Source organism: Streptomyces sp. NPDC007088, assembly GCF_042869355.1.
Classification (GTDB): domain Bacteria; phylum Actinomycetota; class Actinomycetes; order Streptomycetales; family Streptomycetaceae; genus Streptomyces.
In genome coordinates this window covers 59,862-80,623 of sequence record NZ_JBIAFO010000010.1, presented here as the reverse complement: position 1 = coordinate 80,623, position 20,762 = coordinate 59,862, and the positions used below count along the sequence as shown (strand labels likewise).

General features: G+C 72.0%; 2 protein-coding genes (1 of these 2 only partly in view). Both read right to left on the bottom strand.

Annotation, left to right across the window (positions count from 1 at the left end; genetic code table 11):
- Positions 1-9 precede the first annotated feature (9 nt).
- Positions 10-12,327 carry a toprim domain-containing protein gene (locus ACFYMP_RS17555; RefSeq protein ID WP_388857677.1) on the bottom strand — a complete coding sequence of 4,106 codons (12,318 nt, stop codon included), beginning with the start codon at positions 12,325-12,327 and terminating at the stop codon, positions 10-12.
- Between the two features lie 2,374 nt (positions 12,328-14,701).
- Positions 14,702-20,762, bottom strand: partial view of an SNF2-related protein gene (locus ACFYMP_RS17550; RefSeq protein WP_388857674.1) — the 3' end only. It continues 21,512 nt past the right edge of the window; only the last 6,061 of its 27,573 coding nucleotides appear in the window; its start codon lies beyond the right edge, outside the window — the gene reads right to left on this strand; the stop codon is at positions 14,702-14,704.

The window sequence follows — 20,762 nt, the reverse complement described above, 5'->3', positions numbered from 1 at the left end:
GTCTCCGCGTCAGGCCTGGCTGGGTGCGAGTGAGGTAAACTGCCCGGCCGCCAGGGCGTTGGCCTCGGCTTCCTTATGGGCGGACTTGCGCACGCGGGAGGCGGGCCCAGTGCGCTCTGCCGGCGCCGGTTCGCTGTGGGCCTCGCTGCGCCTTTGCTGGTCGGCGAGGATCTTGCTCACCATCTTCTGGATCCGGTCCTCGTACAATGCGTCGGGTGACGGTGTGGTGGCGGTCGTCGGAGCGGTGGCCGGGGTCGGCATGGCGGGCCGGGCGAGCAGGGTGTCGATGTCGCCGGGGCGTGCTAGGACGGCCCGGGGGGCGTCGGCCCGGTAGGGGCCGAGGATCTGCTGTTCCTCCAGGCGGTGCAGGAGCCGGTCCGCGCGCTCTGCGCTCACGTTCAGGGTGCGACGGAGGGTGAGCGGGGAGGCGTGCTGGTGGGACGTGACGGTGAGTGCGGCCTGCCGCAACTGGAGGGCGGGGAGGGGCCCTTGCGGGTCGTCGCCTGCGGGTGTGGCTCCGACGAGGCGCTGCTGGTAGGCCCAGGCCACACCGTTGAAGAGGTCAGCGGTGGGGTCGTAGGGGTTGGACTCCTCCCCCGTGTGGGGGTCGGCGTCTCGCAGTTCATCGACGCGGGCGGACAGGCGGTTGAGCAGCAGTTCGTGCGCGGCGATCAAGTTCGGGACGGGCGGGGCGCCGGCGACCAGGCCGTTGGCGGGGAGGAACTCAGCTGCTGGGGGCTGGCCGTGGAGTTGTTCGTAGCGGGCCCGCCAGCGGGCACGGTTGATGATCCACCGCTCCTGGAGTTCGCCGCGCTCGTCGAGGGTGGTGGTGGGGGCGGCCATGCGGCGCTCCAGGTCACGCTCGACATGGGCGAGGTCCTGCATGCGCCGGTCGACGCGCACGGCCCGCGGGACGGGCCGGTCTGCGGGATCCTGTCCGCGCAGGCGGGCGACGGTGCGTTCCAGGCGGGTACTCAGGCCGGTGAGCCGGATTTTGGATGCGAGAGTGGCCAGTCCTTCGAGAATCCGGACGAAGGAGGTCCTGGCCCGGTTCATCAGCAGCTGTCCGTCGGAGCCGTGCAGGCGGCGCAGGGCGGGCTCACTCGCGTCCATTTGGGCCACGAGGTCGGTGATCTTCTCGTAACGGGTGTTGGGCAGGCCGATGGAGTAGGGGCGGAGTACGGCGAGGGCTTCGTGCGCGCTGTGGTGGGCGACGATGAGGTCAGCCGGCATCGGTGCCGCTTCGGCGGGGGGAAGTGCGGTGGCGGTCTGGACGATGTCGGTGAGCTCGGCTGCCTCTTGGCTAAAGCCGTTGTCGAGTTCCTCCCAGCTCAGTTCGGTGTCGACGGCCTCTTCCTGGATCCAGGAGCCGTCGTTCTTCAGGACCCAGATGTGGCCCGTACTGGCGAGGTGATCGAGGGCCAGGTCGGGGTGTCCCGCGGTGTACAGGGCGATGGCCTGCTCGGCTCGGTGCCGGGTCCGCTCGTCGTCAGCGCCGTTGCCCTGGGCGATCGTGTCGAGGAGATCGGCGAGCTGGGTCGGGGTCGGCTGGGCGGGGAACTGCGGCGGGAGGATGCGGCGCACCGCGTTCCGCCAGGTCTGGCTGAGGGGGGCGCCGAGCAGTCCGGCGGTCTGGGCAGCGCGCCACTCGACCGCTGCGAGGAGTTCAGGGCCGGTCATGGTGACGAAGCGGCTGTAGGCCAGACGCAGCGAGTCGGAGCGGTCGGGGCCCAGCCACAGCACGACAGTGGGGTCGTCGCCGGTCTGGTCGTCCCCGGACGTGCCCAGGTCGACGCCGTGGACGGTGCCGAGGTTCAGGGGCTGGGGCAGACGGTCGGGCTCGGGGATTTCGGCGGTGTGCTGGCCCAGGCGTTCGTGTACGGCCGCGTGCAGGGCGTACGCCGCAGTGGTGCGGTCCGTGTGCTCGACCGGCTGCCCGTCCACAGGGCCGGGCAGGACCATGCGCAGTTCCAGCTCGCTGGGGGCGGGGGCTGGTTCGGCAGCGGCGCGGGCGGAGGAGGCGGGGCTGCTCGGACCTGTCCCGGTGGGCCACTGCCCGGGACGGCCGGCGCGTCGGGGCGCTGTGCCGTCCGGCGGCATGGGTGAGGAGACGTTTCGGCCCTCGGCGGCGGACTGGCGGCTACGGACGTGGGAGTCGTTGGCGAAGTAGTCCTCGGGGTCGGCCGCGAGCAGGTCCAGGGCCTGATCGTAGACCTCGTTCTCGTAGTCCTCGTGGTGCTTGCCGGGACCGAGCAGCACACCGGTGGCCGTCATCCACCCGGGGATGGACCACTGCTGGTGCAGCCTCCGCGCCCAGGTGAGTGCGGCCTGCTGGAGAGCGGAGGTATCGCCGGGTGCCTGCGTCTGGACCCACTGGTGGATGTAGTGCGCCGCCTCGGCGGCGATGTAATTGGTGCGCTGGAAGAAGGTGTCGGAGTCGAAGGCGTGGTTGGCGCGCTCGCCCTCGTCCGCCTTGCCCACCAGGACGGCCTCGACCGTGGCGTCCAGGAGCGGCTGGCCCGCTTCCAGGGCGCGCAGCACGGGGGCGGCGCCGTCACCGTCGGCTTCAATGCCCTTCTCCCAAAGCTTCGCCGCGTCCTTGGCGCCTGGTGCGGTGGTCACCGTCGTGGGTCCGGCGGCTCCCAGCAGCAGGTCCCGCTTGTCGAGCAGCACCTTGCGGCCGCTGTCATCGGCGTCCAGGAAGGCGATGTGGGGGCGGGGTTGGTCGGTGTTGGGCCCCCGCAGGACCGTGAGCTGCCGTTCGGTGAACGCGGTGCCCATCGGGGCGCCGACCACCGGCCGCTGATCGAGCGGCAGGGTGGCGGCCGCGCGTGCGACGGCGATCACGTCGAAGTAGCCCTCGACGCTGACCCGCGGACCGCTGCTGCCGGCGAGGGCCTGGGCCTGCGCTGGGTGATGAAGCCCGAAGACCAGATCGCCCTTGCTGAACAGGGCGGCTTTGTTGGAGGTGTTGAAGTACTTCTGGCTCTGGCGCTCCTTGGCCTCCTCTTGCGTTTCGGCGGGCCGGTCGATGCGCCGACCGCTGAAGCCGACGATGTCTCCGTGTTCGTCGTGGATCGGGAAGACGATGCGGTCGTCGAGATAGTCAATGAGGGTGTCGCGCTTGCTGCGCAGGGCGAGGCCCGCCTGCAGGAGTTCCTCGTCGGTGAAGCCTTGGTTCTTGAGCTCGCGGACCAGGACGTCGAAGCGGCCCGCGCTACGGTCGGAGGGGGCATACCCCAGGCCCCACTCCTGCTGTATCTCGGGGGGAAGGTGGCGTTCCTCGGCCAGGTAGGTGCGGGCCAGGGCGGCGTTGGGATCGGTGCGCAGCCGTTCGGCGAGAAGTGCTGCGGCCGCGTTGTTGGCGGCGACCAGCCGCTCGCGCGGGACCGGGACGGTCTCAGGTGCAGGCGCGTTGGTGGTCAGGGCACTTTGGCCCACCTGGCGGGTGTGCTCGATGTCGACGCGGTAGGCAGCCAGCCCTTGGTCCGGGTGCTCCCGTACTGCCTGGGTGAGGGCCGCGCGGAGGTTGTTCGAGGTCTCGCGGTCGCGCTCGGCGTTGCCGCTCGTCTCCAGGGTGAGCACCACCGTGCGGGGGGCTGTGAGGACGCCCGTTGCCTCTGCCGGGACGCCGAAGCCGGTCAGGGCGGCGCGGGCCAGGGTCGTGAGTTCGGCGGCGCGTTCCGCTTCGGTGGGAGCGGGCCGTTCAGTGAGCGGCGCGGGAGTGTTGAGTGCCGGCCGGGCCCCGTCGCGCTGCTGCTCGGCGGTGGAACCCGCAGTTGCTTCTGGCTGGGACGGCGTGCCGCCGGCGTCGAGTGACGGTGCCGTCTGCGCTTCCTGGATGGCAGGCGGCGAAACGGTCCCGGCCGGCGCCGTCGCGTCGGGGGCAGCCTGGGGATCCGGCGGCGGGGCGGTGCCGCGCTCCGGGGCGGACGCGGGCTGGTCGGCGACTTCCTGTGCCCCCTGGACTGCGGTCGGCTGGCTCGTCGTTGAGTCGGAGGCGGGGGCCGCGGTGGTCGGTGGGGCGGCGGTCGCGGTTTGGGCCGGGGCCTCCCCCTGAACTGGGGACGAGGGAGCCGGTGTCGCGGTCAGCGGAGCCTGGACGCGGCTGGCCGGGGCGTAGTCCAGGAGGGGGCGGGCCCCGGCGTCGGTCGCGTTCATCCAGGCGGTGACCGCCGCCAGCAACGACTGCGGGGCGACGGCCGCGAGATCTGCTCCTCGGAGGCTGACGGCCCGTGGACTTCCCTCTTCTCCCATCGCGGTGAGCCCGAGGTGGAGCACCGCTGCCGGGGTCCCGCCCTGGTCGACCATCGCGTAGATCGGGCTGCCGTGGACGTGAGCGAGGAGTTCGACATCGGTGTGCGCGGCGGCCAGGTGGGTCTGGGCCTCGGCGAGCAGGCGCGGCGCGGCCTGTTCGGCGGTCATGATGCTCTCGCCGGGCATCTCGAAGACGGGCAGTTGGATGTCGTCGTCCGGATCCGCAGCCACGGTGGTGGTCTCCTCTGCCATCGCAGGCGTCTCCTCGGCATAGCCTTCTGTGTCGGCGGGTGGCGGTGTGAGGTCCTGGGCGCGGTGCTGGAGGTACTCGCCGAGCTCCAGCTCGCCAAGCTCCGTCGCCTCACGGAAGGCGATGAACCCCCCGTGGAAGGCCATCTCGTACAGTTCGCGCAACCGGTCGGTGTGCGTGCTGCGCGCGGCCTGGCCGAAGACGCGCTTGGCCAGGAGCAGTTGCACGCACTGGATGTGGTGGCCCAGATGCTGCACGAGGCGGGGCCGCTGGTCAGCCTGGTCAGCCCTGGCAGTGAGCGCGCGCTGGAGGGTGAGCAGAGCGGTCAGGCTTTCCGGTCCGAGGGTGCTGTCCTCGACGAGGATGGCCGCTGCTTGTGCTGCTGCCGGGGTCTGGGCGAGCCATCGTTCGTGCTGGTCCAGTTCTGCCAGCAGCGCCTCGTGGCCAATGGCGTACGCGGCAGCGTCGGCGTAGGCCGTGGCGGTGGCGGGTTCCAGGGTGGGTTGCTCCTTCGGCCCAGCCGGGACTGGAGCGACGGACTTCTCGGTGGCGGCCGCACTCGGCGGCGGGCTGGTGGCCACGGTGCCCTCCTCACGTACGACGGCCGGTGGACTCGTCGGCGGGCTGTCTCCTGTGTCGGCCAGGACGGGTTCCAGCCGGTCGGCGGGCAGGTCGGCAGTGCTTTGGGCCTGCGCGGGCTCGGTCCCCCCGCTGGGCGCCTCATCCCGTCCGGCAGGTTCCGGCGCAGGTTCGGCATCGGCGAGCGCGGCGCGGCGGTCTGCCGGCGCCGCCGCGGACGGCGTCTCGGGCCGGGTCGGCGTAGTCGGCGCCGGAGCGGGGGCAGAAGCAGCGGTGGTCTGGTCGTGGGGCGGGCGAGGTCCTACCGCCTGTTCCGGACTTCGGGGGTCGGTGCGGTCCGGGGCCTGCGCTGATCGTTCCTGGGCAGGCCGCCTGGAGGCGGGGGGAGCTGGGCTGACGCTGTTCGCGGCCTGGATCGGTGCAGCCGCCTCGGCGCCGGTGGCCTCGGGCGCGGGCGCGAGGGTGGCCGGTTTGCTGGCGGGGCCCGGCGCCTGCGGCCCGGCGGGCGCTTGCTCGGCGCGGGTGCTCTCCTGCTGAGGTGATGCGGATGGGCGGGCCGCTCCGGCGGGGCTGACGCTGACACCCGAGAGGGAGATCCCGAAGGCCTTCGCGAATGCGCGCACCTCCCGGCCTTTCAGCGCCGTCTCGGCCAGTTGACGAGATCGGTCCGTCTCATCAAGGACGGCGACGTTCCGGTGGTCGTAGTGCACCCAGAGTCCGGAGAACTTCTCCAGCCCCACGCAGGTCAGGGTCGTTACACCGTCGTGTTCCTTGACCTCGATGACCAGCCGGGAGGTCCCCTGCTCGCCGTTCTCCCGATAGTCATGCATGACGTCACCGGGCCTGACCACGCTCGGCGGGACGACGCGCTGCCCTTCGGGCAGGGAGGCTGTCCACGCCGGCGCGGGCAGGTCGGATCCGTCATCAGCGATAACCCGGAGGAAGTTGTTCCTGCGGTAGTCGGGGAAGGCGCGGAATTCGTGTCCGTCGGGGTCACGCAGGACCGGGTTGTGGGCGTCGGAGACCACCCGTGCGGTCACGGTCTGGCCGTTGTCATCGCGGTGATCGACGAACTGGCCCACCTGATAGCGCAGGTCGAAGCGGCGATCGAAGCGAACCTTCACGTCCGTGGCCGCGTCGGGGCCGGGCGCCGTCTCATCTCCGGCCAGTAGGCCGCCCGCCCTCTCCTGAGAATCTTCGGGCGCCAACGGCGTTGTCCGGTCGGGGCGCGGCCCCACCGGACGCCACGTGGTGCGCCGCTCGGCGTGGGTGTCGACGGTGTCGGTCTCCCCCCGGGCGTAGCTGAGCAGGGAGTTGGCCACGTGTTGGGCGGCCTCCGCGACGTTCTCCGCCGCTGGGAGGTGCGGGTACTCCGCCGTTTGCCCGAGCGGGCGCAGGCTGCCTGTCCAGCCGGCGGTGTCTTCCAGAACGTGGACGATGGTGTCGGCGTCGAGCCCGTGCTCTTCGGCGTGGGTGCGCAGGTCGATGAGGTAGGTGATGACGATGCCGCGAACGCGGTCTCGGTGGACGTCGTCCGCCTGCACGCCCATGATGGTGCGCCACTCGGGGCTTCGGACGTTACGCACGTAGTGGTCCGTCGCCCGGTGACCGGCCTCTACCAGCGCGGTACGCAGATGGTGAACTGCGCGCGTCGCGTAGTCGCGGGTGAGCGGGTCGGTGACGTTCTCCAGGGCGGCTGCGGCGTTCTCGTCGAACTGGGCCAGCGGATGCTGCCGGCCCCACAACCAGCAGTCGGGGCCTGCTGCCAGGTCTGCCACGTCGCGGGCCGTGGACTGCGCCGTGCGTGCGGCAGCGTCCTCCGCCATGGCCAAGGTGGCCTGGATGGCCTCCTCGTCAGGCTGTCCGTAACGCCGCTGCCACCTGTCGGGCAGGGGTGCCGGAGCCGGCGGGCGGGGGCCGTCCTGCTGGTCGTCGGGCGCGGGAAGGACATCGAGGGGGGTGTAGTCGATCGGCGGAAGCGGCGCCTGCTCCACGGCCTCCACACTGCGTGCCGGGGTTGCGGGCGTGACCTCGTGGTGGGCGAACCAGGCGACGCCGCGGTCGGTCAGGTGGACCCTCCCGCTCGTCTCCTGGGCCAGTCCCTCGCGCAGGACGGTGCGCAGGTGGCTCTGCGAGGGCGCTGTTCGGATGGGGCGCCGTGGGTTGGTCAGCATGAACTCGCCGTCGATCACGCTGATGGTGTCGCGCGCGATGTCGTTGAGGGCTTGGAGGCGCTCCCTGGAGAACCGCGGCAGCGTCGACTCCTCCGTCCCCCCTGTCGAGGGAGCGGTCTCGGGTGCCGCGGCTTGACCGTCAGGGACTGGTGCGGTGGTGGGCTCCGGCGCCGCGAACAGGGCGGTCTGCTGCTCCAGGTTCTCCTCGACGGCAGGGGGCGACGGCGTGCTGTTCTGCCCGGTGCGTCGCAGCTCACCGACGTCCGTGAGTTGGGCGTGCTGGCGATGGCCGGTCTCGGGCTCCGCAGCCGGCACCGTGATGAGGCCGAGCGCGCTCAGGCTCCACAAGGCGTGCGTGGTCCGGTCGTAGGTGCCCTCGGTGCCTCCCTTCGGCCTGACGCGGTACCAGTCGCCCATGGAGCGGAAGATGATTCCGCGGGCCACGTCGTCCAGGGCCCGCTGCTCGTACTCGTTGAGCTCCACGGTGCGCGGGTCGCGTTTGTCGGCGGTGCGCGCTGCGTGCCGCCGCACCACTGGCATGATCTCGCTCAGGTTTTCCACGGCCTTGATCTGCTTCGATTCCCAGTCGCGTGTGGGGTCGGTGATGTAACGGACGCTGTACTTCTTGCGGTCGAACCCAGGGGTGCGGTAGCAGTAGCGGCCGCTGGGCAGGGTGATGTCGTAGTCCCCGTCGAACCGGCCGGCGTACCCCTCGAAGGACTCTCCCGCGCTCGGGTCGATGCCCAGCGCCTCGGCGCCGAATGCCGCGTTGTTGGCCAGTCGTTCGCGCCAACGTGCCTCGTGGTCGGGTTCTGCAGCTGGCTCGCTCGTCTCGGCGGGTGCCGTCGGCTCACCCGCCACAGGGGCTGCTGCGGCCTGCTCGGGGCCGGGCTCGTCAAGAGGACCGGACAGGCCGTCGGGGGTTGCGGGTGCCGCGTCGTCCCAGGCCGGTGCCGGCTGCCCTGCCTCAAGGGCCGACGGTACGTCGTCGTCCCAGCCCGTCGGAGCCAGGAGTTGGCCGCCGGCGGCGGGTGGTGACATCGACGTGGGAGCCGGAGTGTCGGGGGCCGGGACCGTCTCGGCCTGCGGCGTCTCAGTCTGTGCGGAGGGGCCGTTCATCATCGAGGTGGTCGGTGCGTGGTGCTCGGTAAGTTCCGGCAGGTGCTGGGTGATGCCGGCGTGCAGCGCATACTCACCGGGCCGCGCGCGCCGTACTCCTTCACGCAGAGCCACGGCCCGGGTGAGACGTTGCGCCTGTTCGGGGTGGCCTTCTGCCCACCAGTAGCCGGGGATCAGTTCGTTGTCCGTGCCGACCACGGCGGTGCCGATGGCGCGGCTGCCGCCCTGGAGTGGAGGGAAGTAGCCGGCCAGGCGAGAGGCGTACCGCAACTCGTCCTGGTCGAAAGTGAACATGACCTCGTCGCCCGGCATGAGGTCGGCCGGGTCGGCCGGGTGGATGTAGTCGTAGGACTCGAACCCGTGCAGCGACAGGTTCTCCATCCAGCGGTAGGCCCCGGAATCCTCGCGCAGGATGCGCAGCCGGTGCTGGAAGCCGAGGCTGTGATGGGACTGGTTGCTCTCCACCCAGTCGTAGAGGAGGTCGCCGCCCTGGAGCTCATAGGGAGTCCTGGCGGGCGGGAAGTCGTCGGCGTCCCAGGGATAGGCGCGGCCTTCGGTGTCGGTGAGGCGCTCCAGCAGCGTGGCGTAGCGCAGTGCGTGCCGACGCGTCTTCACGCTCCATGGCACGACCGCGTCGGCGGAGCCGGGTGCGACGACGTGCCAGCCGTCCTTGGCGGAGCCGTAGATCGCGAGGCGGCGGCTGGGGGTGAGTTCGAGGGTCGGCTCGTCTGCGAGTTGTCCCGCGAACTTGGCCCGTCCTCGCAGCTCGTAGCGGATAAGCCCGGCGGGATCGACCTCGATCTCGGGCAGGGGCCGCTGTGCCACATCGGCCAGGTGGGCACGCAGGTCGTCGACGTCGGCGAACCGGGGTGCGGGCGGGCTGGGGTCAGGGGCCGACGTTGCGGCCTCGACGCGCGCGGACAGGTCGGCGAAGTGCGCCCACTGGGCCGGGCCCGCCAGCAGTTCGGCCACCGTGTCGCGTGTGTGCGACGCCACCGCCTGGATCTCGATCAGTGCATCGCCGAACTCGCGTGGGCTGGTGCCGTCCGGAGTGGGCGGCGGATCCGAGCAGACGACGGCGGCCAGCGCAGCGCGCACCCTTGCCCTGGCCGCGGCGCCGGTCACAGAGGCCTCAGCGGCGTCGGTGACGCGCATGATGGTGTTCATCGCAATCCGGATGAACGGTCCGGCCAACGACGGCTCCATGGTGATCTGGAGCAGCTGGGCCGGGTCGCCTTCGGCGGCGCGCACCCGTTCCGAGCTGTAGGCGCGCGCCCGGGCCGCCAGGTCGGCGGCTGCTTCCCGGATCTCCCGGGCGGCGTCCGCCACCGCGGTGCGCTCATCGGGGCGGGCCAGCTGGAGCAGTTGGGACTCGATGTTGTCGGTGAACTGGGCGTAGGGGTCGTCAGGATCCAGTTCCCGGCGCGCGGCGGACAGCGGCGGTCGCTCGGCTGCGCCGGCCGCCAGAGCCTGCCCGTGAGCTTGGCGCCGCTTCTCGTCCCAGGCCAGCTCAGGCAGGCGGGGAACGGGCGGAGCCGTCGGCGGGTCGGCCTCGCGGCGAACGCGCGGTGCGGCTGGAAGGCTGCGCGCGGGATGGCCCACAACCAAGGGGCCCGGCACATGCTCGTCGTCCAGCTCGGGCCGTCGGCCGGTCAGCGTGTGCAGGGAGGGCAGCACGGGGGCGAGCGGGAGCAGCGGATCCGGTTCCTGCCCGGACAGCTCCACGCTGTGCTTGACGCGTGCGGGCCGGATCGGCCCGCGGAATTCGCCGATGACGTCGCAGCGACCGTCATAGCGGATGATCTCCGTGACCACGATGGGCCGGTCATCCAGGTCAAGGACCGTGCCCACTGTGAGCTGGGACAGGGCCACACTGTCGGGCGTCCTGGCCGCCTGCGGGGCCGGAAGGTAGTCGTTCAGCAGGTCCAGGTCGGCGCGGATCCGCGCCGCTCCGGGCAGGTGGAGAGCGGGTGCCTCGGCCAGTTCGAAGAGTGAGGGGCCTTTCTCCGCGTGCGAGGGGCTCGTGGCTCGGCGCCCCGTGGGAATCGGCGTCGTTGCGGTGGCCTCGATGACATGGTCGAGGATCCGGGTGATCAGCTGTTTGATCTTCGCGCGCAGGTCGCGGCTTACGTCCAGTTGCCCGGTGGCCGCGAGCAGGGCCTCACCGCGCAGCCCGGCTTGCAGGCGGATTCGTGCTGTCTCGGCGGCCTGCAGCAAGCCGAGGACTTCCGGGGTGCTGGCGTCGCGCAGCCAGGTGCGGACGCGGTCCCAGGGCATGGTGATGGTCTGGTCACCGATGTGCGCCTGGAAGTTCTTGGCACTCCGCTTGAACTTGACACTCTCGGCAGGTGCCAGCTCCTTGTTGACCTGCGCTGTTCCCTCGCTGAGGTGGCGCAGGTGGTTGCTCTTCCAGCGGGAGAACGCCTCGTCGTTATCGACCGCGGCCAGGAGTTCGATCAGGGTGTGATCGGCGAGGACACCGCGCAGGGCCCAGGCAGCGAGAGCGGACTCCTCACTGTGCGGCTCGCCCGGACGGGACAGGTCGAGGGTCCAGTCCCCGGCCAGTGTGCCGGCCTGAGTGTGCGGCGGGTCCTTCTCCTCGGTGACGATGCCGGTGGTCATGGCCGCGGTGGTGTCCGGCGAAGCGCTGTGATGCGGGTGCGGCGATGCCTCGCTCGCGAGGGGAGGAGCCGGCGTGCTGCTGGGGGGCGTCGCCGACTGCGAGGCATCCCGGTCCTGGCCGGGCGTCGACGGCGGAGTGTCCGAGGGCGCCGCCACGGCGGCACGCTCGTCATCACCGCCAACGTCCTGCCCCACTTCCCCGGCCAACTTCCCCGGCTGGGCCCCGTCTGCGTGTGGGGCACGGGCGGCGTCCGACGAGCGCTCACCCTCGCTCATAGCCGCCCAGCGCCATAGCCGCTGCGCCCGATCCGCCATGTCGGCATGCTGGGCGGCCGCATCCGCGCTGATCTGGGGAAGCTGGCCTTGGTCCAGCAGCACCGGCTTCTCGCGGACGGCCCGCACCGCATGAGGGGCCAACGGCGGCAGCCGCCGCGCCGCCGACTTGCGCTCCTCGCTGTTCATCCACGGCCGGCGCGCCGCCGCGTACCGCGCCTCATAGGCAGCGCGCTCATCCGCGTGCAGGCCTTCCGGGTACAGGGTCGCCAGGTACAGCGCCTCTCGCCCCATGTCCGAGGGATGCAAGAGCGTCGGGGTCTCGCCATCGGTGCCCGTCACCAGGAACCCGGCCGCGCGCAGCATCGCGACCCGCTCCGCGTTCACCTTCCGTCCCGCCACGACCCGCCCGTCGGCGGACTTCTTCACCAGCCGCGGGCTGCCGGTCTCGTCCAGCAGCAGGCGGCCCTGGTGCGCGTACGCCATATCCGCGGCGAGTGCCGGCCACCAGCCCAGGTCGGGCACGTCGTTCTCGGCACGCCACCGAGCGTCTCGCAGCAGGTCACGGTTAGTAGCGTCCAACCGTGTCACCGCCGTCAGTTCCTTGTCCTCCTGTGCCCTCAGCCGGTCGAGCTCCGCCTCAAGTTGCTCCCGAGCCTCCGCCTCCCGGGCGCGCTGTGCGGCCGGCTTCAGACCCTCCAGGACCTCTTTGAGGGCGTCCGCTGTCGTGGCGAGGCCCGCGGTCCGCTGGGTGTCCACCGCGGCATCGATCACCTCGGACACGCTGTGCTCCAGCCGCGACCTGTGCCCGTCGGCGTGCGCCTCCTGCGCCATACGGTGATGGCGTTCAGCTTCGAGCCAGTGGGCGTGGGCTGCGAACATCACCGCATCCAGACGCTCCTGGCTGCGGGTCGAGGACCGTGCCGCGGCTCGCTGCGCCCTGTTGACAGCCTCGTCCGCGTACTGGAACGCCCGGTCAGCCACGTCCATGAGAGCGGCGAGCTGTGCTTGTGGATCGGACTCTTGCGGATCCTCGCCTCCTGCTGCGGTCATGTCGCTCCCCTCCCTTGGGCCCGTGGGCACAGGGGCGGTGGGCTGCGGCTGCTGGACGTCGTCCAGCTGCTCCACCGGGGTGCTCTGCTCGTTGGGCCCGGCATCTGAGACAAGAGGCGAGTCGCCGCTCGGCGCCGGGTGACCTTGGCGGATATCGTGGCCGGCAGTCTCCGGCGGGGCAGAGCGGGTGGGGGCGTCTGGGTCACCGCGTGCGTCGGCGTCGGCCTCCTGACTGCCGGCGCTGCGGGGGCTGCGCGCCGCCGTGCGGGGTGCTCCTGCGGCCGCACGTCCCGTCGCCGGGGCTGTCTCGGGGGTGGCGATGAGCCTGTCCTGAGCCGGAGGGCTGGGGCGGGCGGAACGGTCTGGAGGCCTGGGTGCGGGTGCGAGGATCCGGGGCACGTCATCCTGCGCGGACCACCCCGGAGCTGGTGCGGGGGCAGCCAGCCCGGAGGGCGGCTCATCCTGCGCCGTCCATCCGGCCGGGGCCGCGATCGTGGAGCCGGTCTCCGCCGGAGCCCGGTCCAGCGCGCGTGGGGCGTCGTCGGTGCTCGCCCACCCCTCGGCCGTCTCGCCCAGTGCCGAGGGTGCGTCCTCCCCGCCCCAGGCACCGCCGATGCCGCTCGTGACGGCGAGGGAGTCTGCCTCCTCGCCGTCCTGCCCGAGCCCTAGAACCCGGGGGACGTCGTCCGCCGCGGACCAACCCGCAACCGCGTCGGGCAGCACCAACCCCGACGGCGGCTCCTCCTCCGCCGTCCAACCGGGGCCAGGCCCAGGCGGGATGGTGTCCACAGCGCGCGGGGCGTCCTGGTCGCCCGCCCGCCCGTCGGCCACAGGGTAGGTGGCCGAGGACACATCCTCGACTCCCCACGTACCGTCCTCCCTGCCGTTGACGGCCGCTTCACCTGTCCCTACGACGGCCTGGCCGGGTGCGAGGACGCGGGGGACATCGTCCGTCGCGGACCAGCCCGTGACGGGCTCGGGAACGGTGAGTCCTGACGGGAGTTCTTCTTCCGATGCCCAGCGCGAGTCGGGTGCAAGGGCGCGCGCCGCGTCGTCGTTGCTTGCCCACCCCTCGGCCACGTCACCCAGCGCCGAAGGTACGTCCTCCTCGCCCCACGAGCCGGCACCGCCGGTGATGACGACTGAACCGTCCGCTCGTCCGACATCCTGCTCGGGTGCAAGGACGCGGGGGGCATCGTCGGCGGCGGCCCAGCCGGCTGCCGCGTCGGGAAGCACCAGTGCGGACGGGGGCTCCTCCCCCGATGCCCAGCCTGTCTGTGGCGCCGGGCTGCGGACATTCTCGCCGCGTGGCCGTCCTTGGGCTGAACCGTTGAGTGCCGACGGCGCCTCCTGCCCCCAGGCGACGTCCGTGCTGGAGGCGAAGAACTCACCGCCTGCAGGATCAACACGCTGGTCGGGTGCGAGGACACGGGGGGCGTTGTCCGTCGCGGACCAGCCCGCGACGGGGTCGAAAGTCTCCAGCCCGGAAGGGGGCTCCTCCTGCGACGCCCAGCCCGCTTCAGAGGACAGGGCGCGCGGTGCGTCGTCGTCGCTTGCCCAGCCCGCGGGCAGCTCATCGAACGCTGACGGTGCGTCCTGCTCTCCCCAGGTTCCGTTTGCACCGCTGGTGCCGCTGGTGACCCCGCGGCCGTCCGTTCGCCCAGCGCCGCGTCCAGGCACGACAGCCCGGGGAGCGTCGTCCGCGTCCGACCACTTCGTCGGGGCCGGGACCACCAATCCGGACGGAGAATCCTGTGTCCAGGCCGTGTCAGGGGCATCCGCGGGCACGCGCTCCCCTGCTGAAGCGTCATGGACACGGGGCGCGTCCGCGTCGCTCGCCCATCCGGCCGGAACGCCGTCGAGCGTCGGCGGGGCGTCCTCGTCCCTCCATGCGCCATCCGCACGGGGGCTGAGGGCCGGGCCCTCACGCCGCCCGGCATCCCGCTCGGGGGCCAGGGCGCGGGGAACGTCCTCGGACGCGGCCCAGCCGGCCCCGACGTTGGGGAGCAGCAGACCCGAAGCGGAGTCCTCCTGCGGCGCCCCGTCCGCTTCGGGTGTCAGGGCGCGCGGTGCGTCGTCATCGCTCGCCCATCCCACGGGCAGGGCGTCCAGCGCCGACGGTGCGTCTTCCTCCCAGGCGTCGTCGCGTCGGGGCGGAGGCGGGAACTCTTCAGGAGCGGTGGCCAACTCGTCACCTCGTTGATGATCACGGGTGGCGGCCGGGCCGCCTGCATTCCCTGGGCAGATCAAGTGCCTTTCGACGCTAGGGATCACCGCCCCGCGCGGCCGCCGTGTGCCGGTCGGCCTCCCGCCTGGGGGGAAGAGCGGTCCAAGAGATTGGTGGCCGATCCCCCCAGGCGGTCCGTGCCCTGTGTCACCGGCTCGGCGACGCAGCCGGTGCACCCTCCCGTCCGTGCTCGTCCGGGCGTGGCTGGTGGATGTGCCCGGACGGCGCGTTGGAGGTCGCCTGCTGAGGCATCTGGCGTTGACGGACTGCGGTCTGGACGCGGTCGCGGACCCGCAGGGCTCGGTCGGTGTCGATGCGCTGCTGGACGAAGGCCCCGCCGTAGCGCTCCACGCGCTGCTGGACGAAGGCCTCGCCGTAGCGCTCCACGGTCTGGAGCAGCTTGTGGCTGGTGGCGCCTTGGAGGTCGCCCCGGGTGAAGAGGCCAGCCGGTGCGGACTGGGCATCGAATCCGAAGCGCAGCACGCTCCCGTGCTCCGGGTGCCCGGTGACGGCCACGTAGAAGTTGAGGGCGCTCATCTTGCTCTGGAGGGTGGGGACGCTGGGTGCGGCCGGGTTGTCCATGAGGTTCAGCAGGTCCTCGCGCAGCCGGTCGGGGACGAGTGGCCCGGGGTCTGCCGGCACCGGCCTGGGGCGCCGTGCGAGCACCCCGCGCAGCACCTGTTCTCCGGTCGCGCCTTCGAGGTCTGCGGCAGTGAACTGGGCGGCGGCGCGCGGTGAGGTGGGATCGAACCCGAAGCGGACGACGCGTCCGTGCCGGGGGCTGTGGGCGACCTGCACGTAGAGCGGGGAGTCCTCGACAACGGTGTGCTCGGTGGGAGTCGACGGTGCCGCCGGGTCACGCAGGAGGCGCAGCAGGCTCCGTCGCAGCGCCTCGCCCTCCGATGGCCGGGCGGGGAGAGCCGTCACATTCCGCGGCGCCTGCTCGGGCACGGTGTCTTCCGGGTCCGGCCCGATCTGCGGTTCGGCGTCCGCCTCGGCCTCGTGATCCGGCTCGGCGTCGTCGGCTTCCAGCTCCGAGTCGGCCTCCAGCTCCTCCTGCTCGCCGGCGGTGGGTGCGGGATCCGCTGCCGGTTCTTCCTCGTCTGCTTCGGGCTCCGCCTCCTGCGGTCCGTCCTGCTGCAGCGCTCGCAGGGCTTCTTCCCAGGCGTCCTCGGAATCGGTCTGCGCGGCGAGTTCGAGGTCTGCGCCCGTTTCGGCGTCGAGGTCCGCTTCAGGGTCCGGGGCGGTGTCGAGGTCCGGTTCCTGCTGCGGGGTCTCCGGCAGTGCAGTGGCGTCTGCGGCCGGTCGGGGCATGGCAGTTGCCTGCGGCTGGATGGGCTGGTTCGCGAGTGCTGCCCGCGGGGAGAGCCGGTAGACGTGCTCGGGCAGTTCGTAGGCGGTTAGGGCGAGGTCGGCGGATGCGGCCTCGATGGTGGTGCTGTTGACGAGGGTGGCGTCCATCAGCAGGGTGCGTTCGCCGCCACCGTGCGCGTGGCGGTGGGTCACCAGGGCCCGGCCGCGGATGCGGGTGGTGCCGGGAGCAGGTATGCCGCCCGGGCCGGAGGGCGCCACGGCGTTGCCGTTGCTGTCCAGGTCGAATTCGATGATGTCGTCGTTGAGGACGAAGTCGGCCTCCAGACGTACCCCGATGGCGTGTCCGTCGGCGTCGAGGACGGTCTCGTCGCCGGTCTGCGCGATCGCGAGGTTGCGCGGGACGTGGCAGGTGCCTCCGTCGTCGAGGGTGAGGGCGACGGTGCCGAATTCGGTGACCTCGCGGTCCAGGATTTCCCACGGCTTGCGCTCGTCGTTGATCGTCAGCCAGACCCAGGCGCCCGGCGCGAGTTCGTCCGCCCAGAGGTGGCCCTCCTCCGGCTCTTCGGGGCGGCGGTCGCGCTCTTCGAACAGGGCCCACAGGTGGTCGCTGGGGGAATGGTCGTACTCGTGGGCGCGGTCGTGGTGGGCGCGCTCCTCCAGGATCGTGTGGTTCAGCCGCACCATGTCCACGTCGTCGATCGCGAGACCCAGCTGTGGGTCACTCCAGTCGATCGGGGTGTCGTCGTTGAGTCGCAACTCGGTGAGCCGGCCCGCGAAGTCGCGGGCCTCCTCAAGCGACGGGAAGTGCTCCAGCGGCTGCGGCACGACGGTGAGGTCGCGGCGCACCTGGGAGCTGAGGTAGAGGTCGGGCAAGAAGCCATCGAAGGGCAGGCCAGTGCCGGCGGGCAGAACTTCGTAAGTGTCGGTGGTGGGGTTGTGCCGCAGGGCGAACTGCCCGTCGGCGGTGAGTTCCACGAGTTCGCGGTCCTTGGCCAGCTTGCGTAGGTCCTTGCGGCGCTGTGGGGTCAGGCCGGGAATGCGGTCATGTGTCAGGTGGGTACGGACCTGGCCCAGCGAGGCGAAGCGTTGCTGGACAGGAGGGATACCCTCAGGTGCCGGTGCCGCGTCCAGGGGCGCGGCCACCAGGACGTGGTCGGTGGAGCGGATGGTCTTCAGTGGTTCGCCAGTGGCCGCGTCCAGGAGCTGGCCCCAGCCGATGCTCGCGCCCTTCTCCGAGGCGGACTCCCTGATTCGGACGAGGACAGGTGTGTCGAGCGGAGTGGCGGCGGAGCGCCGTTGGGCCCGAGGGTTGTTGACCATACCCTTCCACCAGAAAGTGCCGTCGGCTGCCGTCACTTCGCCGAGCTTCATGACCGTGGTGATCTTGAAGGCGTCCGGTACTGGCATGGACGGGTCAGTGTGCTCGGGCGCGGGCCGTGGCGTGGGGGCCAGCTGGGCCGGTCCCCTCAGCTGCTGCCCGGTGCTCTCGAAGTACGCCTTCGCGTACCGGCCGTCGCGCTCGTCGAGGCCCTGGGTGACCAGGGCGTACCAGATCGCCTGCTCGATGTCGTGGCCGTGCTCGTCGACCCAGTGCATCGCCTTGAGCTGCAGCGCCCGGAAGGTGGGGTTGGGCATGTCCCACGGGAACGGCTGGCCCTGTGCGTCGCGGATGCTCTCCAACGCGTCCGCGACCCGGTTGGCACGCTCACGCGAGTCGAGCTGCTTGCCCCACGGTCCAAGGACGTGGGTGAGCCGGTCTGGAGCACGGACGTCGTAGGTGTCGGGGGCAACCGTGATGATCGCGAGGCGACCACCGGAGCTGAGGTGCGTGCCGGCCTCGGGCTTACCGTGCTTGTGGCAGAGCTCGATCATCATCCGCTGGCTGCGCTGATCCGGATCCGCCTTGTGGCGGACGGCTCCGCTCAGGTGCGCCTTGAGCAGCATGTTCGGCTCGGCACCCGGGTATGCCTGCTTGTCCTGCTTGGTGAGGACGAAGCGCGGCGCCGCAACCGGCGCGGGCTCGGTGCCGCGCCCGGGGAGGGGCTGGTCCTCGGGGACGCCGGCCACGAAGCGGCTGAGCGCGACCGCGGCACCTTCGGGGCTGGCGTAGGCCGTGCCTTCGGCCAGGGCCAGCTGGCCGTCCGCGGCGAAGTGGAAGCCCTCCGGGCTCGCCACGATCGTGCCCAGCAGGGCGCCGTTACGGGTGACGTCCTGGATGCCGCCCGCGTCGGCCGGCTCCACGGTGAGTGCGGCCAGGTCCCGGCGGAAGGCCTCGGGACCGCCGAGCTGTTCTGCATCCGTCTGCCGGCGGCTGCGGCGTGTCAGTTCGGCGCGCATCGTGTCGCGCTGCTCGACGGCGCGGACGCTGGCGCCGCTGTCCTCGCGGGAGGCGTACGCGTTGAGCCACTGGTCCAGGGCGGAGGCGCTGGCTTCGAGCTCGGCGCGCTTCATGCTCTGCGGCGCGCGGGAGACGAGCGGCGGCTTCGGGGTGGACTCCTGCACCAGGACGGGGGCGGCCGCGTCGGGGCGGGGCGCGCGCTCGGGACGGTCGAGGAGGGTGACGAGCTGGGTGGCGTCCCGCCAGGCGAGGACTTCTTCGAGTCCGTGGTAGTGTCCGCGCTCGTCGCGCAGGTTGTGCTCTCCGACCTCGACGGCCTGGGCCCACTCGCCGCTCTTGCGCAGCAGGACCTCGACGCGAATGCCGTCCTCGCGCGGCTGCAGTTCGGCCCCGGTCCAGCGGTCGGCTCGCCGCGAGTAGGTGAATTCGCGTCCCCTCAGCCGCGAGAGGAGGGCGGCCGGGACGTCGCGCGCGGTATCCGGGTCCGGGGTGGTATCGGGGGCTGGGGCGGTCTCCGGGGTCGGGGCCGTCTGCTGCGTCTGCGGGGGCGCGCCGGTGGCCTCTACCGCGATCACCTGATCGCGGGTGAAGTCCAGGGTGCGGGCGTCCGGCGTGGTGCCGATGTAGTACGTGCCTTCGGCCAGTTCCACGGTGACGGTGCTGTAGAACTGCGCGCCCCCTCCCGCGGCGGCGTGCGCGGGGTGGTGCGGGTCGAGGACGCGGACCCGCTGGCCCTCCTCGATGTCGGGCTGGGCGCTCGGGTCGGCGGGTATCCAGCCCTGGGGGACGGGCTGCGTGCGGTTGCGGCGGTCGTGGGCGGCCGCTTCGCCTTCCACGGTGCCGCCCTCGACGGGCGTCTCGATCCGCCCGTTGAAGTGGGCCTCCGCGCCGAGGGTGCCGGAGAGGAACACGGGCTGGTCGAGTTCGACCTGGTGGGCGCCGACGGGGTTCCAGGCCACGAAGACGCGGGAGGCGCCCGTGCCGTCTTCGACCTGAACCTTGACCAGTTGGGCGGTGCCCCGGGTGTCCTTGGCGATGACCGTGCCCAGGACCGGCGCCAGTGCGGGGCCGGGCTGAGCGGCGACCGCGTCCGGCGCGGGGTTCGCCCGCTCGGGGGCGGGGACGCGCATGTCGGGTGCGAGGGCGAGGCTGCCGTGGATTCGTTCGGCGTCCTCCCTGTTCGCGAAGATCGCTTCGAAGGACTCTTCGCCCTGGTGGTGGATCCAGACGACGTCTCCGCTGGCGCGGTCCACGACGGCCCAGCGCTTGCCTGCTTCCGTGGCGCGGGCGCTGACCCGGAACGCCGGGACTTCTGCGGGCGGCTGCTGCGCCGTGACCGTGCCGGAGTCGGCGGTGGCGGCATCCGGCCGGTCATCTGCCGAGGGTTCGCGCCCCGCGGTGGGTGCGGCGTCTTGGACGCGCGGCGCCGGCGCGGGGGCGGGGGCGGCTGGCGCGGCGAAGAACGGGGTGCCGGTGCGGATCCGCTCGATGTGGGTGCCGGTTGCGGCCTCCTCGACGTCGACGACACCGCGGGGCCCGAACGTGAGACGGACGAGGACTGGCTGCGTGATCGCGTTCTTGCGGCCCGCGGCCCTTCCTCCCCACCACAGGGTGCCGTCCGCTGCAGCCAGACCGCCTGCTTCGGCGGGCTTCATGACCGCGAAGGCAGACCGCAGAGGTGCCGGAGTCTGCTCGGCGGCTTCCTCACTGCTGGCGGCCGGTTCGCTCTGCCGGTCCTGCTCCGGTGCGGCCTCTGCTGGACTCTGGGGGGACGGTATCGCCGGGTTCGGCTCGGCGGAGGCCCCCGCTTCGGTCGCGGGCGCCGGCTGCTCGGCTGCGGGGCTGAGCGTGTCCGGCGCCACGACGGAGGGCACTGTCTCGGGCAGCTTCTCGGGGGCCGGTGCGGCCGGCGGGGTGCCGTCGGCGCCGGGCTCCTGCGGCAGGCTGCTGTGCGCGATGGCGGCGATGGCGGTGACCGCGTCCTCGATCTGCGGATGAGAGAGGTCCGGATTGTCGGTCAGGACCCGCTGCAGGTCACTCGCCGCGGCGTGCAGGGCGGTCAGTCCCCGCACGGCGTCCTGGACGTCGTCGACCGTCTCGGGAAGCTGGTCGCCGAGCATGACGTCCCGAAGGGCCGTGCCCGCGGTGGACGTGAGGTCGTAGCCGGAGCTGACGATCGTCCACCATTGAGCCCAAGCCTGCGCGTACGCCCGCTGGTAGGTCCCGAGCGCGGAGTCGTCGGCCACCGGCGTCTTGAAGACGGCCTGCCAGGTCATCGGGCGTTGTGCTGTGGCGAGGGTGCGTGCCGCCAGCGGCTCCGCGAGGCCGGCGAGCGCCTCGATCCGTCGGCGAAGGGCCGGGGTGTTCTCGCCCCGCAGACGGTCGGCGACCGCGCGCGCGGCCCGCGCCAGCTCAACGGTGCGCGCAAGTGCCAGCGGCTGGGGGGCCCGGAAGAGATCCTCGCCCCGTACGGCGTCGATCGCGGCGCTCAGACGTCGTGCGTCGTGGCGCCCCTCCCCGCCCGACGTCGTCATGCGGTGCCAGGCCGTGCTGTGC

Excerpts from the sequence above, each read along its gene's own strand:
- ACFYMP_RS17555 (WP_388857677.1), bottom strand. The coding sequence starts at position 12,327 with ATGACCGCAGCAGGAGGCGAGGATCCGCAAGAGTCCGATCCACAAGCA.